The 20,238-nt window shown below is 44.9% G+C and carries 16 protein-coding genes; 10 read left to right on the forward strand and 6 right to left on the reverse strand.

Going from position 1 to position 20,238, the window contains the following annotated elements; translation table 11 throughout:
- The 9 genes from IW644_RS15050 to IW644_RS15090 all read left to right on the forward strand — a co-directional run.
- Window positions 1–111, forward strand: a 111-nt coding sequence (locus IW644_RS15050; protein WP_269918398.1) for a hypothetical protein, incomplete at its 5' end; no start/stop codon positions are given.
- A gap of 655 nt (window positions 112–766) precedes the next feature.
- The gene (locus IW644_RS15055) at window positions 767–1,231 is read left to right on the forward strand and encodes an antitoxin Xre/MbcA/ParS toxin-binding domain-containing protein (protein WP_269918279.1); all 465 of its coding nucleotides are present in this window, start codon (window positions 767–769) and stop codon (window positions 1,229–1,231) included.
- Window positions 1,231–1,704: an RES family NAD+ phosphorylase gene (locus IW644_RS15060; protein ID WP_269918280.1), complete on the forward strand. Its 474-nt coding sequence runs from the start codon at window positions 1,231–1,233 to the stop codon at window positions 1,702–1,704. Before IW644_RS15055 ends, IW644_RS15060 begins: the two co-directional genes overlap by 1 nt.
- Window positions 1,705–1,863: 159 nt before the next feature.
- On the forward strand, window positions 1,864–3,216 hold the full coding sequence (locus tag IW644_RS15065; protein WP_269918281.1) for an alkaline phosphatase PhoX: 1,353 nt from the start codon (window positions 1,864–1,866) through the stop codon (window positions 3,214–3,216).
- Window positions 3,217–3,482: 266 nt separating this feature from the next.
- Window positions 3,483–3,659: a hypothetical protein gene (locus tag IW644_RS15070; protein WP_179984675.1), complete on the forward strand. Its 177-nt coding sequence runs from the start codon at window positions 3,483–3,485 to the stop codon at window positions 3,657–3,659.
- Window positions 3,656–5,272, forward strand: coding sequence for a catalase (locus IW644_RS15075; RefSeq protein WP_269918282.1), 1,617 nt, complete (start codon window positions 3,656–3,658; stop codon window positions 5,270–5,272). The genes IW644_RS15070 and IW644_RS15075 overlap by 4 nt, the downstream gene beginning before the upstream one ends.
- Before the next feature lie 124 nt (window positions 5,273–5,396).
- Window positions 5,397–6,014, forward strand: coding sequence for an ankyrin repeat domain-containing protein (locus IW644_RS15080; protein ID WP_269918283.1), 618 nt, complete (start codon window positions 5,397–5,399; stop codon window positions 6,012–6,014).
- A 108-nt stretch (window positions 6,015–6,122) separates the two neighbouring features.
- Entirely contained in the window at window positions 6,123–6,677 is a 555-nt protein-coding gene (locus tag IW644_RS15085) for a hypothetical protein (protein WP_269918284.1), read from the forward strand.
- A gap of 231 nt (window positions 6,678–6,908) precedes the next feature.
- On the forward strand, window positions 6,909–9,356 hold the full coding sequence (locus IW644_RS15090) for a S8 family serine peptidase (RefSeq protein ID WP_269918285.1): 2,448 nt from the start codon (window positions 6,909–6,911) through the stop codon (window positions 9,354–9,356).
- A 478-nt stretch (window positions 9,357–9,834) separates the two neighbouring features.
- Here IW644_RS15090 and IW644_RS15095 read toward each other — a convergent pair whose 3' ends face one another.
- The 6 genes from IW644_RS15095 to IW644_RS15120 all read right to left on the reverse strand — a co-directional run bounded on the left by IW644_RS15095 (window position 9,835) and on the right by IW644_RS15120 (window position 18,853).
- Window positions 9,835–10,464 (reverse strand): response regulator, encoded by a 630-nt coding sequence (locus tag IW644_RS15095; RefSeq protein WP_179984671.1) that lies wholly within the window; start codon window positions 10,462–10,464, stop codon window positions 9,835–9,837.
- On the reverse strand, window positions 10,461–11,150 hold the full coding sequence (locus IW644_RS15100; protein ID WP_269918286.1) for a sensor histidine kinase: 690 nt from the start codon (window positions 11,148–11,150) through the stop codon (window positions 10,461–10,463). Before IW644_RS15100 ends, IW644_RS15095 begins: the two co-directional genes overlap by 4 nt.
- Window positions 11,143–14,328 (reverse strand): serine/threonine-protein kinase, encoded by a 3,186-nt coding sequence (locus tag IW644_RS15105; RefSeq protein ID WP_269918287.1) that lies wholly within the window; start codon window positions 14,326–14,328, stop codon window positions 11,143–11,145. The genes IW644_RS15100 and IW644_RS15105 overlap by 8 nt, the downstream gene beginning before the upstream one ends.
- Before the next feature lie 122 nt (window positions 14,329–14,450).
- Window positions 14,451–15,293: a GAF domain-containing protein gene (locus IW644_RS15110; RefSeq protein WP_269918288.1), complete on the reverse strand. Its 843-nt coding sequence runs from the start codon at window positions 15,291–15,293 to the stop codon at window positions 14,451–14,453.
- Between the two features lie 144 nt (window positions 15,294–15,437).
- Window positions 15,438–16,283, reverse strand: a complete 846-nt coding sequence (locus IW644_RS15115; RefSeq protein ID WP_269918289.1) for a DUF6689 family protein — start codon at window positions 16,281–16,283, stop codon at window positions 15,438–15,440.
- A gap of 92 nt (window positions 16,284–16,375) precedes the next feature.
- Complete coding sequence (locus IW644_RS15120) at window positions 16,376–18,853, reverse strand: S8 family peptidase (protein WP_269918290.1); 2,478 nt, start codon at window positions 18,851–18,853, stop codon at window positions 16,376–16,378.
- 285 nt (window positions 18,854–19,138) lie between these two features.
- Here IW644_RS15120 and IW644_RS15125 point away from each other — a divergent pair, with 285 nt between their 5' ends.
- Window positions 19,139–20,197, forward strand: coding sequence for a chemotaxis protein (locus IW644_RS15125; RefSeq protein ID WP_269918291.1), 1,059 nt, complete (start codon window positions 19,139–19,141; stop codon window positions 20,195–20,197).
- Window positions 20,198–20,238 lie beyond the last annotated feature (41 nt).

A 20,238-nucleotide genomic window follows, 5' to 3' on the forward strand; every position in this document is an offset into this window, starting at 1 on the left:
TTCAAAGTTGAGCTAATTGCTCCGATTGCGATGGAAGAAGGTCTTCGTTTCGCAATCCGTGAAGGTGGTCGTACAGTAGGTGCTGGTGTTGTATCTAAGATCCTAGACTAATCTAGACTTAGCAACACAAGCCAAAAAAAGCGCACTTAGGTGCGCTTTTTTTATGCCTGCGATTTGGAACTTCGGGAGTGAAGCCCCATCAAAAACACGCCGTAAAGCCATCCATGGCGGCTTCGCAGCAGCGTCCCTGCTGCTGAGAGTTTTTGATGGGGCTTCACTCCCTCCTTGACCGGCATAGCAATAAGTTTGAGGGGGAGAAGAAGTAAGACGCCGTAAACCCGTCCATGGGGGCTCCGACACCGCATCCCTGCGGTGTCGGGTTTCAGAAGGCACAACAATCACTCCCTTTTGATGCATAGCAAAAAGCTTGAAGAGGAGGGGAGCAATACGCCGTAAAGCCATCCATGGCGGCTTCGCAGCAGCCTCCCTGCTGCGATCAGTTTTTGATGGGGCTCCACTCCCTCCTTGATTGGTGTAGCAAAACGTTTGAGGGGGAGAAGAAGTAACACCTTGTTGACCCATCCTAGCTTTTAAGTAAGAACACCGACGCCGTATCCCCGTGATAGAGAGGGGCGAGGGCATATGCTCACTTCTTTTAATCTATGTAAAACGAAAGCTATTAGGAGAAAGGGATCCGATCTCAAGTTCAGTTGATAGTAGCGACATTTGTCTCTATATTTAGGTATATATGTCTATTGGAGGCGCTATGAAAGTAAGTGAAAACAAGAGAGACGGGACTTACGATAACGAGGTCGATTTGGTTGAAATCGTTAGCGGTGGGCTGTTAAACAAGCTATCGTCACCGTTTGACGAAGTTGAGGCAGTCCGCAAAGGTTTTCCAGTCAATAGAATAAAGCGTCTTGAATCCATAATGAGATGGGACCGAAAAGCATTTGCTAAATTTATACGTACTACACCTAAGACGCTGGAAAGATATGCTAGGGATAACAAACATCTAAGTCCACAGGTGAGTGAAAATACACTTGATGTGGCCCGACTAATGAACCTTGGTATCGCTTACTTTAAAAGCGTAGAACGTTGGAACCTTTGGTTAAACACTCCTCACGTCCAATTCAATAATTCAGCCCCTGTCTCTGTATTAGAGTCAGCCAGTGGTCGCGCCTTGATCAAGCGTATTGTACTAGGCTTAGAATACGGTTTCGTAGCCTAGTGCTTGTCTATCGTATAGCACCAAGAAAGAACAACTCTAGCGATAACGCGCTCAATGGAATAGGCGGCCATTATTGTGAGGGTCGTTGGCACTATACAGGGCAGTCTGTTGTCTATACTGCTAGCAGTCGGGCTTTAGCGATGTTAGAGCGATTAGTTAATGACTCATCTGAAGTGTTAAAAAAGGACCTCACTATCACCACAGTTCTATTGTCGGAAGAAGTTCGTATAAAACGTTTATCAGTCAACGAAATGCCTACTGGCTGGGATGCTATGCCATACTCGCAGCATACCCAACAGCTCGGTACGACTTGGCTTCAAAATAAGTCCTCTGCTGTACTACAGGTACCATCAAGTGTTTGTCCAGGTGAATTTAACTTTGTATTGAACCCCGAACATATCGATGCTCGACATTTTAAAGTTGTAGATTGTAAACCTTTTTACTACCCGCCTCGTTTGGCTGAAAAACTATAGGGTAGTTGCTAGAGATCTTCCCCATTAACCGCTTTCCCTAAGCTGTCTGCCTATAAAATACGAATGTCACTTGCCAATGATTTCTTATAGTGTTGTTATACTGTAACAATTAATGGCTATCATGCCCGGCTTTATTGTTTAACGTTTAACGAGATTTTCATGATTACACGACGCCAGTTTTTAGTAGGCTCTTTGGCATTTGGTGGGCTAGCGACCAGTGCTTTTGGTAAGAAAATGAATTTGGCGTCAATGCCGATTAGTGAAGGTTATGGCGCGCTCGTTGCCGACCCGCAAAAGCTGCTCGATTTACCCAAAGGCTTTAGCTATAAAGTTATCTCAAGTCTAGGCAATGCGATGTCTGACGGTATGCACGTACCTGATAGAGCGGATGGGATGGGTTGCCTGCCTATAGATGATAGTAGCGACAAAGTGGCGCTAATACGCAATCATGAACTACACCCTAAACATTTAAGTGCACAGCCTGAGTCTATCCAAGCGCATACCAGCGACTTAGCTTATGACAGTTACGCTAATGGCATTGCTTTACCCGGCGGTACCACAACCATGGTGTATAACCTTAGCACTCAAAAGGTCGAAAAAGAGTTTATTAGCTTGGCTGGTACCGTAAGAAATTGTTCAGGCGGCATTACGCCCTGGGGTACGTGGCTAACGTGTGAAGAATCGGTAGACCGTCCTCATGGCCCTAACGGCGATGTAGTAAATAACGACCACGGCTATATCTTTGAAGTGCCTGCCAATGCGAGCTCATTAATAAAAGCAAAGCCACTCAAAGCCATGGGGCGTTTTAACCACGAAGCGGCTTGTGTCGACCCCAAAACCGGTATTGTTTATTTAACCGAAGACAGAGGCGATAGTTTGCTTTATCGCTTTGTACCCAACGAGTACGGCAACTTAGCGGCTGGCGGTCAGTTAGAAGCTTTGGTAGTAAAAGGGAAGTCTCAGTTCGATACACGTAACTGGAATGGCAATGCTATGCCTGTAGCTAAATGGTTCGATGTTGAGTGGGTAGCGTTAGATAACCCAGAGAGCCCTAATGATGATTTACGCGTGCAAGGGTATGATAAAGGGGCTGCGCTTTTCGCTCGGGGTGAAGGCATACACTGGGGCGAAGATGAGCTTTATTTCTGCTGTACCAATGGCGGGGAAAAGCAGCTAGGTCAGGTAATGAAGCTTGTTCCATCTGCAGATGGTAAACAAGACAAGCTTCAGCTGTTTTTAGAAAGTGAAGACAAGAATCTGTACAACTTTGGCGATAATTTAACTGTGTGCCCGAACGGGCATTTATTAGTGTGCGAAGATCAATACACCGACATAGTTGATAACCATTTGCGTGGTGTTACGCCAAGCGGAGAAGTATACAACTTTGCTAAATTACACGCGCAAACAGAACTAGCAGGCGCGTGTTTCTCGCCTGATGGCAATACGCTTTTCGTCAATATTTACTCACCAACGAAAACGTTGGCAATTACCGGCCCTTGGCTTAATGCTTAAGTTTTTTAAATGATTTCATGCGCGGCGTTTTGACAAAAACGCTGCCACATTTTTTCTCAAACACTTAGCCTTACCATACTTACTAGTCTTAAAAAGACAGATAACCTTCACTTTCCCACCGCAATAGCTATCACTTTCGTTCATAAAATAATGTGATTAGCCAGCATATTTACAATCGCTTTATTTAATCAATTGAATCATATTATATCGTTTTAATAGTTTTACTCAATTAATGATAATGCTCTCAACTTAACAAGGAGAGCGAAATGAGCGCACTATTAAAAAAGCTAACAACGGCAAATAGCCATCGTGTTTCCTCCACCACGAATCAACCAATTCAAACGCAATGTAATTACGCTGATAACTATTACGGCGACCAAGTATGCGTAGAAGTGAAAGCCCCTAAACCTCGTACCAACCTTCATGTAGGAGTACAGCTGTGAGAACCACAATGAAATCAACCTTAACTAAATTCGTATTAGGCGGCGTTGCTGCCAGTATGCTTACTTTAGGTGTAAGCGCAGATACACTAACTCGCCAAAATGGCGCACCGGTAGGTGATAACCAGAACTCGCAAACGGCGGGTCCATGGGGTCCAGTATTACTGCAAGACTCTCACCTTATTGAAAAGTTAGCGGCATTCGACCGTGAGCGTATTCCAGAACGCGTTGTTCACGCCCGTGGTGTTGGTATCCACGGCTACTACGAAAACTATGTCGATTTATCTGACGAGACGATAGCCGCACCATTTCAAGGCGAAGGTAAAAAGACAGAAGTATTTGTTCGTTTTTCATCAGTAGTTCATGGACATTTATCGCCAGAGACGCTGCGTGACCCACGTGGTTTTGCGGTGAAGTTTTATACCGAACAAGGAAACTGGGATCTAGTAGGTAACAACTTCCCAGTATTCTTTATTCGCGATGCAATTAAATTCCCTGATATGGTTCACGCATTTAAACCATCTCCAGTGACGAACAAGCAAGACGCGAAGCGTATTTTTGATTTCTTCTCGCACGTGCCAGAGTCAACGCATACGTTAACCATGCTTTTCTCTGATTACGGCACACCAGCAAGCTACTTAAATATGGACGGCTCAGGTGTTCACGCATTCAAATTTGTTGATGACGAAGGTAATTACAAGTACGTGAAGTTTACTTGGAAAGCAAACCAACCTATTAAGAACTTCTCTGCTGAAGAAGCAATGAAAGTTCAAGGTATGGACTTCCAGCCGCACACCACTGATGTGTATACCCGTATCGGTGAAAAAGGTGAAACAGCATCTTGGGATCTATATCTTCAAGAGTTAGAGCCAGAACAGTTAGATGATTTCGAGTTTAACCCACTTGATACTACTAAAATTTGGCCTGAATCTTTGGTTCCTGCTAAGAAAATTGGTCGTTTAGTGCTTAACCGTGTACCAGACAACTTCTTTGAAGAAACTGAGCAAGCGGCATTTGCACCAAGCAACTTAATTCCAGGTATTGAGCCATCAGAAGACAGAATGCTTCAAGGTCGTTTGTTCTCGTATGCCGACACGCAGCGCTATCGTTTAGGCGTTAATGCGTACCGCATTCCGATTAACGCGCCGAAAAATGCCGTTATCAATAACCACGAGCAACACGGTCAGCTTCGTACAACTAGCTCTAATCGCGATGTGAACTATCAACCAAGCCGTCGTCTTGATCTTAACGAAGACCCAGCGTTTCGTTATTCAAGCAAGCCGCTTGCAGGTATGACACAACAAATTCCGTTCTATAAAGAACAGAACTTTAAGCAAGCGGGTGAGTTTTTCAGAAACCTGACTAAAGAAGGTCAAGCGCACCTGATTAGTAACTTAGGCGGAGCGTTAGCATCGGTACCTGAAGAAGAGATTCGCGTAATCATTAGTGCTTTTATGTACAACGCAGATAAGAACTACGGCAAGGGCGTAGCTAAACTAGCTAAAGCGCCAATGTCGAAAGTTCGCCAAACTGCTAAAGACTTGATGGAGCAACAAGCAGCACGTGCTGCCAAAGCAAAGCAAGTTGCAGAAAGCCTAACGGCACTTATGCAATAAGCTAAATTGCAAAAGAGCAGCGGGAGCTATTTAACAGCGTTAATTCGCTCTCGCTTTTCCCTAACGCAAAAGCTGAAACCAATCATTTAATACTTAAATTTAGATTTACCAGTAAGGGGGCACAATGTCTTATTTAAAGCAAACACTTACGGCAGCACTGTTCGTCGTTGCCACCTTCACCAGTTTTTATACTAGTGCGGCAGCTGAAACAACCACTCAGGCTAATACTCAACAAAGTGCAACTAGGCCTAATATGGAGACCTTGAAAGCTCGCTATTTTGATGCAGCGCGAGATGGTGATAGCGCCATGCTAGGTGCATTTTATCAAGCCGGTCTAGATGTTAATGTAGCCGATGATAAAGGCTATACCGCACTTATTCTTGCGGCATACCATGGGCACACCGACACCGTAAATTTTCTAATCGATGAAGCTAATGCCAACCCATGTCAAGAAGACAACCGCGGAAACACCGCACTTATGGGGGCCATATTTAAAGGTCACGTTAGTGTAGCTAAGCAACTGGTTTTTGCCGATTGCGACATAGACGAAGAAAACGCACAGGGGCAAACCGCGTTAATGTTTGCAAGCCTTTTCGACAGACAAGAAATTATAAATACGCTTATCGACAAAGGGGCAAATCCAGCTCACATGGATAAAGCAGGAAATTCGGTTGCCGATATCGCTCTTTCGCAAGGTAATTACGAACTAGCGAAAGTACTACGCGAACAAAACGCTAATTAAACCGCGTCATATTAGATAGCATTGAATACAACTAGGGGGAACTCCCTATTTGTATTCAATGCAGTAAGTTCAATACTAAGCCCATAAGAATCTAGAAGTGGGTTTACTATGAGAACGTTACTTGCAGCATTTTTTATCTTTTTTGCATCATCCTCTTTCGCTGGCGTAATCACCTATGATTTCACACGATTAGTGTTAGGTGACGAAGCTGACGAAACCAGTTTAATTGGGCAAATCACTTTTGATGAAAACGAAACCCAGTTCGATATGAGCACGTGGTTATCATTTTTCTTTCAGCTAGAGTTCAATGGTACGACTTATAATATTTTAGAAGACGATATAGATGAGTTTGCGATAGTTGATTTAGAAAATGGTGTGTTTGGTGATGAAAGCGGTGAAGGTTTTCAACTATTTATTGAAGACTCAAGCGTTCCATACGAGTTCACTATTAGTTCAGGTTTAGCCGGTCTAGGCTCAACAGATACTTGTGTTTTCTTTGAAAATGGCGACCGCTGTGCGGGCGGCTTGTTTCAATTGGTTAAAACTGTCGAGCCTAATGATGGCTCTAACAATGGCTCAACACAAGTGAGTGAACCTGCTTCCTTCGCTACAGCAATGCTAGTTTTGTTCGCGTTTACCTCAATGAGGAAGCGCAAACACTAAAGCCTTTTCAATTGCAGTAAACGCTTTATTTCTTGTACCGCGTTCGTTCCCTCCACACTATCAATGTTTCTCGATAGTTGGTGTTTTTAGCCCTCCGTTTGCGAGGGCTTTTTTCGTTCTAACTTTATGTTTTTATTGTGCTTTATAAATCACTTCGAATAGGGGGAACCCCCCATAGTTTTGCCTTTTGGGATGTTAAATACTCAAGGGGTACTCAAAGAGAGGTGTATTATGAAGTTCCTTAATAAAAAAACAGTATTATCAGTTGCTATTGCTTGTGCCCTACCAGCGAGCATGGTGAATGCAAAAACTTTCGATAAAACATTAGCCGACGCACTTGCTGCTTCGCCACTAGAACTACAACAAGTTATTGTTACATTTGAAGGTAAGGGACCTGCCACAACAGAACAAATTACAGCACTTGAATCGTTAGGTATCACTGGCGGTGTTAGCCTACGTAACGTGCCTATTGTTGGTGTGTTAGCCAACAAACAGCAAGTTGAAGCACTTTATCAGCGCGATGACGTGGTGTCAGTGTGGAACAACGATCCGCTAGAACTAGAGAACCATGAGTCTACCCAAATTACCGGCGTACAGGCACTACAGGCTGATCGCGATATTCGCATTAACGGCATGCCAGTATCAGGTAAAGGCATTGGCGTAGTAGTAAACGACTCGGGTGTTGATGGCACACATGGCGATTTAGCATTCCCTGATCACGTTGTACAAAACGTACTAGCGCAGGTGAACCTAAATAGCTATAGCGGCATTTTGCCGATTACATACCAAGAAAACGTATCTAACACTGATATTCTAGGCGGTCACGGAACACACGTAGCTGGCACAGTAGGCGGTAACGGCGCCAAGAGCGGTGGATTACACGCCGGTGTAGCACCGGGTGCAGACATCATTGGTTATGGCTCGGGCGCAGGTCTATTCATTTTAGATACCATCGGTGGCTTCGACTACGCGTTAACACACCAGTTCGATTACAACATTCGTGTTATCTCTAACTCGTTCGGTAACACAGGTGATGTAGGTACAGACTTTAACCCAGACGATCCAACAAACGTTGTGACTAAAGCTCTGGCAGACAACGGTATTATTACCGTGTTCTCGGCAGGTAACTCAGGTCCAGGTGAATCAACTATTACCGGTAACTTTAAAAAGGCACCTTGGGTAATTACAGTGGCTGCGGGCAACAAGCAAGGCGAGCTAGCTGACTTTAGTTCTCGTGGTGTCGACGGAAAAGGTGGGCAGGCAGTTGTGGATGGCGAGGTGTTCACGTGGGAAGATCGTCCTACCGTTACGGCACCTGGGGTAGACGTTATATCTGCACGTGCATCACTGTCTAGCTTAGGCGGTTTGAGCGCAGCTGACGACGCGGAAATGATTGAACCACAACACTTGCCGTTTTATACCGTATCTAGCGGTACTTCAATGGCGGCGCCGCATGTGTCAGGTATTGTGGCGCTAATGCTAGAAGCAAATCCAAACCTTCAGTGGGAAGATGTAAAACGCATTCTTCAGGAAACCGCAACACCAATGGCTGGTATGGACGATTGGGAAGTGGGTGCAGGTTATGTTAACGCCTATGCTGCGGTAACTGCAGTGCTTGAGGGTGAAGAAGTATTCGGCGATACCGTGAAGAAAAATCGCGAATTTAACGCATTTGCTAACGTTGCTGAAGGCGATAGCTTTACGCTACCTACAACTTATCTTCCTGTTGGTGAGTCACCAGTAGAAGAGTTTGAGGTAACGTCTGACGTATCTATGGTGGTGGCAAGCGCGTCAATTGAAACGGCAACAGCGTTCGTATTAGAAGACCCGGCAGGAAATACCTACGGTTCTGGCATTGGCCTACCTGTTTTAGGTTCTTCTGTTGGTACAGCTGCACCGGGTATGCCGGGTACATGGAAACTATACAGCCGCGGTATTGGTAGCATTAGTGGTGTATCAGTTGACCCACTCGGTGTTACAAACGGTGTAGGTATTCCTGGTACTAACGACGTGAACATTCGCTTGTTAGTCACATCAGGCTATACCGGTATTGAAGATGCAGCAAACCACCCTGCTAAACCATTCATTGAATACGTAGTAGCGAATGAGCTAATGGACGCAAAGGAAAGCGGTTTTGCACCAGATGCACCGTTAACGCGTGTAGAGCTTGCTGATACGCTAGCGCTTAGTGCAAACCTTCGTCAAACCAACGACGGTAATACAGTGAACTTCACTGATGTGAGTGCAGAAAACGCTGCCGCGGTAAATTCAGCAACAGCAACTGGCGCTGTATTAGGTGATTTAGAGATGAATACGCAACCGGTAATGCAATTTGACGGCGACTTCTTTGATAGCAACATGCAAGTAAGCAAAGAAGAAATGGCGTACTCAATGGTTCAAGCATTAGGCCTTGAAGATGCAGCGAACAACTTTGACTCTGAAAAGGTTATCGCTATCGTGCTGGGTGAAGCGGTGGAAGTTGAAGACACAGACGCAATTGCACCTGAGTATCGCGGCCATGTTCAACAAGCTTTAGCTGCAGGGATAATGCAGGTGGAAGTGAAAGTAGAGCAAGGTCCATTTGACCTGCAGCCTACACTTAAAGCCTTCTTTAAACCACAAGATGGCGTATCACGAGGCGAAGCTGCGTTTATCCTAACCCAATACGCAGAACTTTAGTCCTTAGGGTTGAGGGCCGGTTGTAACACTCAAAACACGCGGTAAACCCATCCATGGGCGCTCCACAGCAGCATCCCTGCTGCTGAGGGTTTTGAATGTTACAACCGGCCCTCGCGTAATTTTTAAAGAGGGGGGGGGAGGCAAATGAAGCAAGGCCCCTTTTTTGTTTAGGTTTCGCCGAAAGTTTATCGCTTAACATTAGAATTTATCCATGGGCGCTCCACAGCAGTATCCCTGCTGCTGAGGGTTTTGAATGTTACAACCGGCCCTCGCGTAATTTTTAAAGAGGGGGGGAGGCAAATGAAGCAAGGCCCCTTTTTTGTTTAGGTTTCGCCGAAAGTTTATCGCTTAACATTAGAATTTATCCATGGGCGTTCTGCAGCCGTACCCTGCTGCTGAAGGTTTTGAATGTCGCAACCAGATCTCGTGTAGTTTGCGGGGGAAGGGAAGCCGTGCTTCAACCTAAAAGCGGGTACAGCTACTCTAGCAAGCCTGCCTTTCCAGCCATTCTGATAAGTTCTGCGGAACTGCTTAAATTGAGCTTCTTATAAATATTACTTCGATGGTTTTCTGCGGTTTTAAGGCTCATGTCCAGTAGCTCAGCTATCTTCTTACTGGTGTTGCCTGCGGCAACTAAGAAAAAAACTTCTCGTTCTCTTCGCGTCAATACGCTTAGCGGCGATACGTGCTTTTGACACTGCTCATTGGATGACTGGGTTAATTCGTCGGGAAAAGAGGTTTTGTTGGCCGCCACTTTTTTTATCGCATCGACTAAGCTATCGCCAGACGACTCTTTTAAAATATAGCCCTTTGCGCCCGCGTCGCGCATGGCCTCTATATATTCCACTTCGTTGTGCATAGACAGTACCAATATCTTTGCATCACTGCGCTGGGACAATATTTTATCAATGGCAACAAGCCCGCTCATGCGCGGCATAGAAATATCCATCAAAATAACGTCGGGGGAGAGTTTTAGCACCGCTGCAATAAGCTCAACACCGTCATCACATTCTCCGACCACATCAATATCTGGGTTTGCATTTAGCATTTGAGATACGCCTTGACGCATGAGTACATGATCGTCGGCTAGCACTACTCGAATTGTCATACAGGTACCGTTACTGTTGTTCTTGTGCCTTGCCCTACAGCTGAATCTATTTCTAGCGTAGCGTTGAACGCTTCGGCTCTATCGCGAATACTTGAAAGACCAATGCCGGGCTCTATTGTTCTACTATCAAACCCTACACCATTATCAAGAATATCTAAACGAATAACGTTATGGTGGTAAGAAACCGTCAGTGTAAGGTGTGTTGCTTCGCTGTGTTTTATAGCATTCACCAATGTCTCTTGCGCAATTCTGAATAACAGGGTGCTTATGTCTTTCGAGAGGTCTGTGGGTAGATTTATGTCAGTGTTATACGCCATATCTTCACCACTAAGCAGGTTCCGACACAGCCAGTTCAGTGCGGGTTTAAGGCCAAGGTCATCTAGAATGGTGGGGCTCATAAGTCGCGACAGTTGCCTCACGTCATTTAGCGCCATCTCAGCGATACCGTGTAGGGCTTCAATTTCAGGCGAGGAAGATGAGAGCGCCTGCAGTCGTCTGGTAAGGCCTGTAAGCAACTGCCCAATACCATCGTGCAACTCTCTTGAAAGCTTAGCTTTTTCCGACTCTTGCTGAGCCCAAAGGCGCTTTGCAAGCTGCTGAAGTACTTCCTGATCAGCGTCTAGTCGCGCTTGAAGTGTTGCCTGTAGTGCCTTAATGTTCTCTATTTCTTTGGCTAAATCACTCAAAATAAGCGTTCCTGTAGTCACCAGTTTGTTTTTCAGGTAATTGAGACAGCCACTGCGTTGTTAACTTATTTACGGTATCTTCTTTGCCGGGAATAGCGCGATAGTATAGGTGATTACGCCAATATGAAGGGTATAGCGCGAGCTTTTGCTTGAGTTTTTCAACAGATGCTTCATCACCTAACGACGCTTTTATATACAGCCACTGTAAATATTGTTGATAATAAGTGGGTTTAATAAGAGAGTTAAGCTTCTCCATAATACTGCTCGAAGCGCCTAAAGACAGACGCTGCTGCATATCGAGCAAAATCTTTGTTTCGGTGATCGCGGGTACATTGTCGTTGTTTAGAAGCGTTTTGTAGATGTTGTCACTTTCATCGTTAAGGTTACCTTGATGATGCTTTAACCCTAAAGTTAGCCATTGGTAAACGGCGAATTGCTCGTGACGTTCTTCGCTAATGGTGGGCAATACGGAATCAAGACGCTTCTCTAAGCACGACCAGTTTGCAGTTAACAAGCATATTTCACCCTCCCAGAGTAAAACTTCTGTTTTTGCGCGGCTGTCTTCAGACTCCTGTGCTAACCGTTTCGCCTTTGCGGCATGTTGTGTAGCTTCATTTAAATTTCCGTTTGCAAAGTTTAAATAGCTGAACAGAAGGTGATTTATCATTTTTTCTTGGTTATGCTGGGTACCTAGGTTCTTATCAACAGTTGTTAGCTGCCTTGAAGCAGTGTTTTTATCACCCTTTACTAAACTCAGTTGCGCAAGGTTTTGCTGGGTTCGAAGCAGGTGAGATTCATCACCATTTCTCTCAAATAACATCTTAGCCTGCTGCCAATATATTTCTGCAAGTGAAATATCACCAATTAAAAAGTGCATGTAGGCCACGTTGCTCATGCTTTGGGGCTGAAGTACTTTGTCATCGGTTTGAACACGAATATCAAGGCCTCGTTTGTAATAATCTAACGCTCTTGCAAACTGTCCTCGTTCTTCAAACATAAAGCCTAGGGTGTCGTTCACATGCGCTTCTTGTGCCAAGTCACCTAAATCGTGAAGTAGTTTTACTGCTTCTTCTAGCGACGCTTCAGCAGTGGTGTAGTCGCCTGTGAGTGACGTAGCAATAGCATAGTTTGCTAAGGTTTTGGCCCGCTGAGAAGGCTGTGTTTTCGCATCTCGCAGCGCCAGCGCATCTTCAAAATAACGCGCCGCAGCTACATTGTCGGCCGTTCGCAGGTAGGCAATGCCAAAGGCATTCAGCACTAAACTTTCACCTTGGGTATCCTTGGCCTGTCGAAATGCCACCAGTGCGCGCGTTAACGAATCGCTGGTGGCTGTTTCTATATCTCCGTTAATAATCTGCAAACGAGCCAGCTCAAACCATAGTTGTCCGTTATTAGGGCGAAGGGCTAATGCGGCTTTGTAGTCAGCCATCGCTTTGGCATCTTCGCCCGCCCACTGGTATATGTCGGCCCGCATTGATAGTAAGTCTGGTCGGTTGGGGTATTGAGAAACCAGTGCATCTATCGATTGTTTTGCAAGGGCTAAATCTTCATTAAGTTCGGCCCTTAGAAGTTCACTTTGTAGACGCCAATATGGTGCTAAGTTTGAAATGCTGGTTAAGGTTTCCAGTGCCTGTCTGGCACCATCATAGTCGCCAATATTCATCCTATTGCGGGCATCGGCTACCCACCCGCCGGGGTAATCGGGAGTTGTCGCTATAATGGCATCAATAGCATCTGCACTATTTAATGTTTCACCCTTTTGCCATGCGCTATCCAACGCATCTAGATAACGTAAATCAGGAAGTGGTTGGGGGGATTGAGATTCAACTGCATCAAATAGTTGCTGGATTAATTTATTAGAAAATTCCCCCAAATCCTTTGAAAGGGTGTTTGCATTTACATTGTGCGACACCGTAAAAATAGGCGTATTGGCAGGCATACTGAGTACGCTAGCGTGAAGCAAGTACGCACTATTACTGGTAGGCGTAGCATCAAGAAGCAATACGCTATTAACTGCAAGCGTAGCGGCCAAATCAGTACGATCATTTTCACTTGTAAAGGGGGATAACGCTAAATTGCTTACCAAAGCTTGAGTGTGTTCTTTATTATCTAACACTATATTAGGGTGGGTAGACAAAGGGTAGCGAAGTAACGTGTTAATGGTTTCTAAAAGCGGATACTGAGGGTCGTTCAATACCAAAAGCTGAATAGGGCTATTTGTCGCTAGTTTTGGATGGCTTTTTTGATACCAAGCGAAGGAAAAAATACTGGCACTTAACACTAATACCAGTAAAGCAATTACAGAAAACACAACAAGGGTTTTGTTAGTTACGTTAGTGCTGCCATTATCGCTGAGGGTACTACCGTTAACGCTGAGGGCTCTGGCATTAACGCTAAGGGCTTCTTCCAGCGAAAGCCTTTTGGCCGGTAAGTGATGGGTTAATTGAGCAATGCAGGTTTTGCGCTTTTTCAACCACAAGTAATGGGAGATGCCAACGCCTTCTTTTTCAACACAGCTCAACATGTCTTCTAACACTTTACCTAGGCTATAGGTGTCAGAGTGCTCACTTGCTTTTCCGGTTTGAATAACTTCAGGAGCTGTGTAGCCTTGATGCCCGCTGGTTTGGATACCCGAAGCCGCGCTTTGACCAATGCCAAAGTCGATAAGCTTAATATCTTCATTATGGTCAATAAGGATATTGTCTGGCTTTATATCGCCGTGCTTAATACCTATGGATTTACATGCAAGTAAGGACTCAATAAGCTGTTGTTGCCACTTATCGAAATCGGTCTTGCTGATAGGCTTTTGAAGGCGCGTATAAAGAGGCTCCCCTTCTATGAAAGCCATGGTAAAGAATGCAGTATCTCCGTCAGAGAAAACATCATGTACACGAATGATATTGGGGTGTTGAAGCTGTCTGGCAATATTGACTTCATTGCGGATAGTTTGCATTTTAACCGGGTCGCTAGCACCACCCTCTATCACTTTCAGCGCCACTTTCACATCAAGTAGCTCGTCAAGCGCACTATAAACACTAGCCTGGGCGCCACAGCCTAACTGTTCTACTATAAGAAAACGGTTAGCTAGGCGTGAATTTGGCGCAATAGATGGCCCTAAAGCTAAGGCTTCAGTTTTAAGGGAATCTTGTTGCGACGAGAATACATCTGGCCTGTTCAAAGCCTTCTCCACACTTCACTAATTAACGCGACGAAGCAACTCAAATACGGTTTACGCCACGCAGGCCTGTTAACCATAGGTATAACAAATGGTCGACTGGCTTAATCGTTATTGCTTTTATTCTAGCTTATAAGTGAAAGTTTATGCTCTATTGTGTGGAATAACAAACGCATGGAAATCATATTTGCTAAGGAGGTGGCAAATTCTATGTCCGTTTGAGTGAAGTAACGTCGCCCTAAAACAGAGTCAGCATATAAAACACCAATAGGCTTTTCATCCAAACATACGGGTACACAAACGGCTGCCTGAATACCGTGGTTAATGATACTGTGCTGCTTATTAAGCGTGTTGTCGCAAACAATATTACCTATAGCGCGAACGGCATTTGTCTGCATACATTGATTGATGATAGTGCGGCTGCCCGTAAAGTCATCGCCCTGCATCCAATCTTCATAACCTACACCAAGCTGATAGTTATTTATTTTATCAAACAGAATGAGCGAAGCGCGCTCGCACCCGAGCGACTGAGTTAGACACTCTCTGGCGAGGTTAATAAGTGCAGTACTGTTATCACAATGCTGTAGCTGGTTTTGATATCGCTTTAGTTGCTGCTTACGCCATTCACGTTGGCTATCAAGTTTAACTACATTATTGAATGCGACAGGCGTGAATTCACAAGGAATTGGACCAAGTTGCAATACGTGAGGTTTGTCTAGCGTAAGGTGTTTTACGGGGATACCTACGTTGCTGAAGCACCCTGTAGAGCTGGTGTCGTCCAATTGCCAGATGTGGTCGTTGTCAGCATGTTTTGCGGCGCGCAAGACAATATGAGAGCGAGAGACTTGAGGGTGAGGAATAACGATGTCGGCACTATCAGCGCGCCCAACTTGATATTCACGGCCCTCAAAAAGCAAGTGCTCACTTACGCTTCCGTTGCTTTCTGTAAAGGCAAACTGTAATGGCATAGCATCACCCTCATAATGTAACTGCCGCTGAATTTTTATTGTTCTTGCAACCTACACCATACCCGGATAGGCACGAAGCCAAGTTGACCCTAGACCCGTGTGGCTGTTCGAAAAACAGTGTGGATTTAAGGTCAACAGGGCTATTTACAGTGTTCTTAAACTAAAACGTAATGTTTGCAGTTGAGTAAGAAGTAAACCTTTTACATTAACTACGTCGCCGCTTGACCGCCATACGTCGGCAATCTGGCTTCCAGAAGCACTATCAACAAGTGTGATAAGGCTATCAACCGCAGTTAATGCTGCACCGTCATCGTTTATCGCCAACGCTGACTGTATGTCATTTATTCCGCTATCAATAGCTGCTTCTAACAGCGGTGCTATTTTGTCGCGATTATCATTAACTGTCGTACTTAAAGAGGCAACTTTGTCGTTAATGACAGTAGTTGAAGGACGATTGTCGAGCAAGATAATGAAATCAGAAAATTGACCCGTGCTACCGCGCGCGCGAATACTTCCAGACGACATAAGTACAGTTATGTCTTCAAATTGCCCGCCGTCGTGCGACGTAAACAAACGCCACGGAATGGTTGGGGTGTAGTGAATGGCTTTGGTGTACAGCTCAACCGTCGCTAAACCTTCAAAACCAAACCCTGCATCTGTTTTCGGCGAAATAGAAACAAGCACAGGGAAGCCTGAAACGGCACTTGTTAGTGCTGAAGGCAGACGGTCTGTAATAGTTAAATCTGCTGGGTCTAGCAGCTCTGCAGTAATATCAATATTGTTAGCATTAAGACCAATACTGTTTTCAAACTCAACGGTCAAATCAACTTCGATTAAGCTGGTAAGCGCAAGCTTCGCCTGAATCTTATTGTCATCGACAGTTAGGGTTGCAGGAGTAACTACCTGTGCTTGCGCGGTTGAAAGCAGAAGTAATGCAGTGGTGGCAACAACAGTAGTAAGTTGTCTGAATTTCATCGCAGTAAACATCATAGGATGACCTCTTTCAGTGTTGGTTAAAATTTAACCCATAATGGTGCCATTATCAATTAGTATAATGGCACCGTTTTCAGTGGTTTGCGATTTTATTCAAAATATTGGGTGAAAAAGCGTGAAGCGAGTACAGCATAATGCGCTCTAGTTATTACTGTATCTGGCGCAAAGCTCGCAGTAATAGTTGGCGTAATGCTAAATGGGCTTTGCTCTACACCAAACTCAGCGTTAATAAGAGACAACGTCAGCGCTAACTGCACATATCCCTTCATATCAGCCGGAATGCTTTCTTGGTCTTCTAGAATGATTTGTTCACCATTATAGTCAACAACAATGTCTGCACTGGGGTCGAAGCTAAGTGCTGCTTCTTCAAGGCCTAACATTTGCACTAGTGAATAAGCGATGTCTAACTTGGTTACGCTAGCAAAGGGGGCTGCGCTACCGTCTACGCTTCTTAGAACAGGTGCTTGTGTACGAAGCTTATCTTTAAGTGCACCACCTTTAACCATGACCGATTCTACAAACGCTTTATCAAACCCGGGAACAGAGCCAATGTTAAGGCGCTCCTCATTTAGCAGGTCACGGTATTGTCTTACTGCACCGCCCATTACTGCATAGCGAGCAAAGTCTTTACGTTTAAGACGGGCGTCAGGCGAGAAACCACGGCTGTTGATGGCATCCATTAGGCGTTCGCTAACGGCGAATTCAATGGCGTTTTGCTGAGGATGACCTTCCACATCATCCATACCTTCAAAGCCGCCGCTATTTTCAAACGATACAGTTACGTTGAACGTTTCAGGCAGGCCTGGGCCGTTAGTTAAACCCAATGGGTCGGCCTCGATACCAGACAGCGACGTCAACCCATAGACATATACGCCCCAAGTGCCCGGCATCGCAGGAGCAGCGACACGCATGGTAGTTGTAAGCACAGGCGTTGTAAGATTGCCGCGATATTCAGTGCCGTCTGGCGCAACAAGAACAAGCTTGGTTAAGTTTGCGAAACTATCGGCAGACGCTTTAACAAGTACTTCTTCTGTTCCAACTTCAAACTCCATGACTTCGGGAGCACCTACTGGAGAGTAAAAAACATCGAAGTTTTCTACACGGTCGCTGGTGGTCACTAGCGCGTTTGCTTTAAAGCTTTTGCCATCTAGATTGTTAACCGTAACTTTATGATCCATGTCTTCAAGAAGGGCCGCAGCTACCGCAGAGCGCGCGTTAACATAACCCGCACCCACTTCCCAGCGCTCGTAACCAGGCATATTAGTAGCAGTTTCTTGAAGCAAGCGCTTTATGGTTAGGTTATCAAGGTTCGGGTTGGCTTCTAACATTAACGCAATGATGCCTGAGACATGTGGCGTTGCCATAGAGGTACCAGAGATCATGGTATAGAAAGGAATATTTTGCGGCTCTATCGCACCAATATCCCCATCACCGCCATTAGCTGCCGCATTTAAAACTGCGCGAGTAGAGATAATATCTACACCTGGAGCGACAACGGTTACGTCGTTTGTATACGTCCACTCAGTGCCATCGGGCATAGTAAAGTCACCAGACTCGCCTTTAAGACCACGAGATGAAAAATCTGCAAGTTTGCCAAACTTATCGCCTGCACCCACAGAAATTCCCCAAGGAATTTGTGCGTATGGGTTGTGTGAGTCTTCACCAGGGCCGCTGTTACCCGCCGCGAAGACACTAATCATTCCCATTGTGTGCGCTTTATAGCTTGCCAGCGATACAGGGCCAAGTGGTTCATACTTGCCGCTTGAGCCCCATGAATTACTGATGACTTTGATAGGGTTATCAAAGGTGTACTGCTTACTTATCGCATAATCAAAACCGCCTATGGTATCAAGTAGCAATACCGCTGCCCCTGAACCATAACCAATAATATCAGCATCTGGTGCTGCTCCGCGGTGCTTGCCGTCAGACATAGCACCAGTACCTGCAATAGTGCCTGTTACGTGAGTACCGTGACCTGAGTTTAAGTCGGTATTTACTTGGTTAGATAGCGTTGGGCCCGTTATGCCAACAATAGACAATGCGCCTGGGTTCAAGATCGCTTGCACATTATCAACAACGGTATCGCCAAAGAAGTGGTCTTGGTGAGAAGCATCAATACCAGAGTCAATGACTAAAACCGTTGACCCTTTACCAGTAAATTCAACATTGTTGCGCGATGCAAATGCTTCGCCCTGCATATCAGCAACACCCGTTATTTCACGCGCGTCTGCGTTGTATAAGCTCATCTCACGGTTTGCAAATACTGAGCGTACCCCGTCAAATTGTGCAATAGCTTCAATTTGTGCCTTAGTGGCTACTACACCAATAATTGGAAGGTTTTTAAATTGAATGCCTTCTGTAATCCCCAAGTTTAATAGTTGAGTAATTTGAGATTCAGCAAGAGGCGACATCTGATCGTACGTAACAACCGCCATTAGTGATTCTGTAGGGGATAGAGACACTAGTTTATCGGCCATTTGCGAGCCAATGTAAGCGTCGGCTAGCGTGTGAGCCGAAGGACTTGCCAGCATTGCAGCAGCTAAGGTAGATAGGGCGAACTTCTTCATATTCTTCTCCAAATTCTAAAAGCTGCGGTTTGCTTTGGTATCGGGTTACGTCATCGCAGCAATGTACGACTTAATAGTGACTTTTTGAGAAGGGTCAGAACATAGGGGTTTCACCCTAATTATAAGATTTTTTTAAATAGCAGAACGTTCAAAAATGCTACAAATGTTTAATAATAAAACGCGTATTAAACATCTATATTGTTGACGTATGTTGATGTGTTTTCAGCGTTTATTAGCTTTTGTTTATGTAGCTAATGCTCGCCCTTCTCCCAAGAGGAGCTTGTCATGAAGTTCGATTCTATTAAATCTCGCCTAGTTTTAATGACCCTTGTTTGCGTTATTGGTATGGGGGTATTAGTTGTTAGCCAGCATTACTTCACCCAACAACTTATAGGGTTACACCAGCAGCGAGATGTATTGCTAAGAATGGGGCAAGATCTGCTGCAAATGCGACGACATGAAAAAGACTTTCTTCTTCGCCACGAGACAGTTTATTACGACAAGTTCCTTGAGCGGAGCTATGAATTTAAAGGGCGGCTAACAACGCTTGTTCCCTTATTTAATGAGTACAGATTGCCTGTGGCTGACGTGGAAAGCCTTTCATCTTCGATGGAAGCCTATAGCGGCACGTTTCGACAGGTTGTATCGCTTCAAGAGCGCATCGGTTTAACGCAAAACGATGGTTTAAGAGCACGTATTACCGAGTTAGAAAATACCCTTAACGAAGGGCAGCTTACTCAAGGCTCGCAAGCGAGTGAACTGTTGACTAATATTCAACTGGCAACGCGTAACTATCAGATAAACCAAGAAGGCGTGCACGCAAGGCAAATGATGACGTTGAGTGAGCGTTTAGTGGCCGAAAATGGCGGTACCGCTTTATTGAACGGTACTTTGGTTCAGTATAGAGAAGCGCTTTTACAGTTAGTTGATGCATTTACTACCTATGGCGTAACTCATAATGAAGGGCTTCGTGGAGAATTTAGACAAAGCGCTCACAATGTTGAAACTCAGCTAAGAGGTGTTGATGCCGCCTTGCAACCCATGATTGAGCAACAAGAAGCAAAAGTACGTATTTATAGTTTAAGTATTGCCGCGCTTACGTCTGTCGTGTTAATTCTGGTGCTGATCAAGAGTTTTGCGACATTTCATCGAGCATTTGTTAACTTTCTTACTTTCTTTTATCGCTGCAAACGTCAGTATCAAATGATTGATACCAGAAAGTTAGGATTTGCAGAGTTAAAGTCACTTGCAGAGCTGGCGAATGAAATGGTCGAGTCGAAAAGAGATATTGAGGCACGCCTCGCCAGCGTAGAAGCCGAGTTGGCCAATAAGAAAGCCTCATAGCTTTCATTTAAAAAAGCTATAAGTAGGTAGATTTTCTAAAG

Source organism: Alteromonas sp. PRIM-21, from assembly GCF_027563165.1.
Lineage (GTDB): Bacteria > Pseudomonadota > Gammaproteobacteria > Enterobacterales > Alteromonadaceae > Alteromonas > Alteromonas macleodii_A.

What these genes read in the sequence shown, in the direction of transcription:
- IW644_RS15110 (WP_269918288.1), bottom strand. Translation starts at nt 15,293, where the DNA reads ATGCCATTACAGTTTGCCTTTACAGAAAGCAACGGAAGCGTAAGTGAG.
- IW644_RS15120 (WP_269918290.1), bottom strand. Translation starts at nt 18,853, where the DNA reads ATGAAGAAGTTCGCCCTATCTACCTTAGCTGCTGCAATGCTGGCAAGT.
- IW644_RS15090 (WP_269918285.1), top strand. Translation starts at nt 6,909, where the DNA reads ATGAAGTTCCTTAATAAAAAAACAGTATTATCAGTTGCTATTGCTTGT.
- IW644_RS15085 (WP_269918284.1), top strand. Translation starts at nt 6,123, where the DNA reads ATGAGAACGTTACTTGCAGCATTTTTTATCTTTTTTGCATCATCCTCT.
- IW644_RS15115 (WP_269918289.1), bottom strand. Translation starts at nt 16,283, where the DNA reads ATGATGTTTACTGCGATGAAATTCAGACAACTTACTACTGTTGTTGCC.
- IW644_RS15125 (WP_269918291.1), top strand. Translation starts at nt 19,139, where the DNA reads ATGAAGTTCGATTCTATTAAATCTCGCCTAGTTTTAATGACCCTTGTT.
- IW644_RS15065 (WP_269918281.1), top strand. Translation starts at nt 1,864, where the DNA reads ATGATTACACGACGCCAGTTTTTAGTAGGCTCTTTGGCATTTGGTGGG.
- IW644_RS15070 (WP_179984675.1), top strand. Translation starts at nt 3,483, where the DNA reads ATGAGCGCACTATTAAAAAAGCTAACAACGGCAAATAGCCATCGTGTT.
- IW644_RS15095 (WP_179984671.1), bottom strand. Translation starts at nt 10,464, where the DNA reads ATGACAATTCGAGTAGTGCTAGCCGACGATCATGTACTCATGCGTCAA.
- IW644_RS15080 (WP_269918283.1), top strand. Translation starts at nt 5,397, where the DNA reads ATGTCTTATTTAAAGCAAACACTTACGGCAGCACTGTTCGTCGTTGCC.
- IW644_RS15055 (WP_269918279.1), top strand. Translation starts at nt 767, where the DNA reads ATGAAAGTAAGTGAAAACAAGAGAGACGGGACTTACGATAACGAGGTC.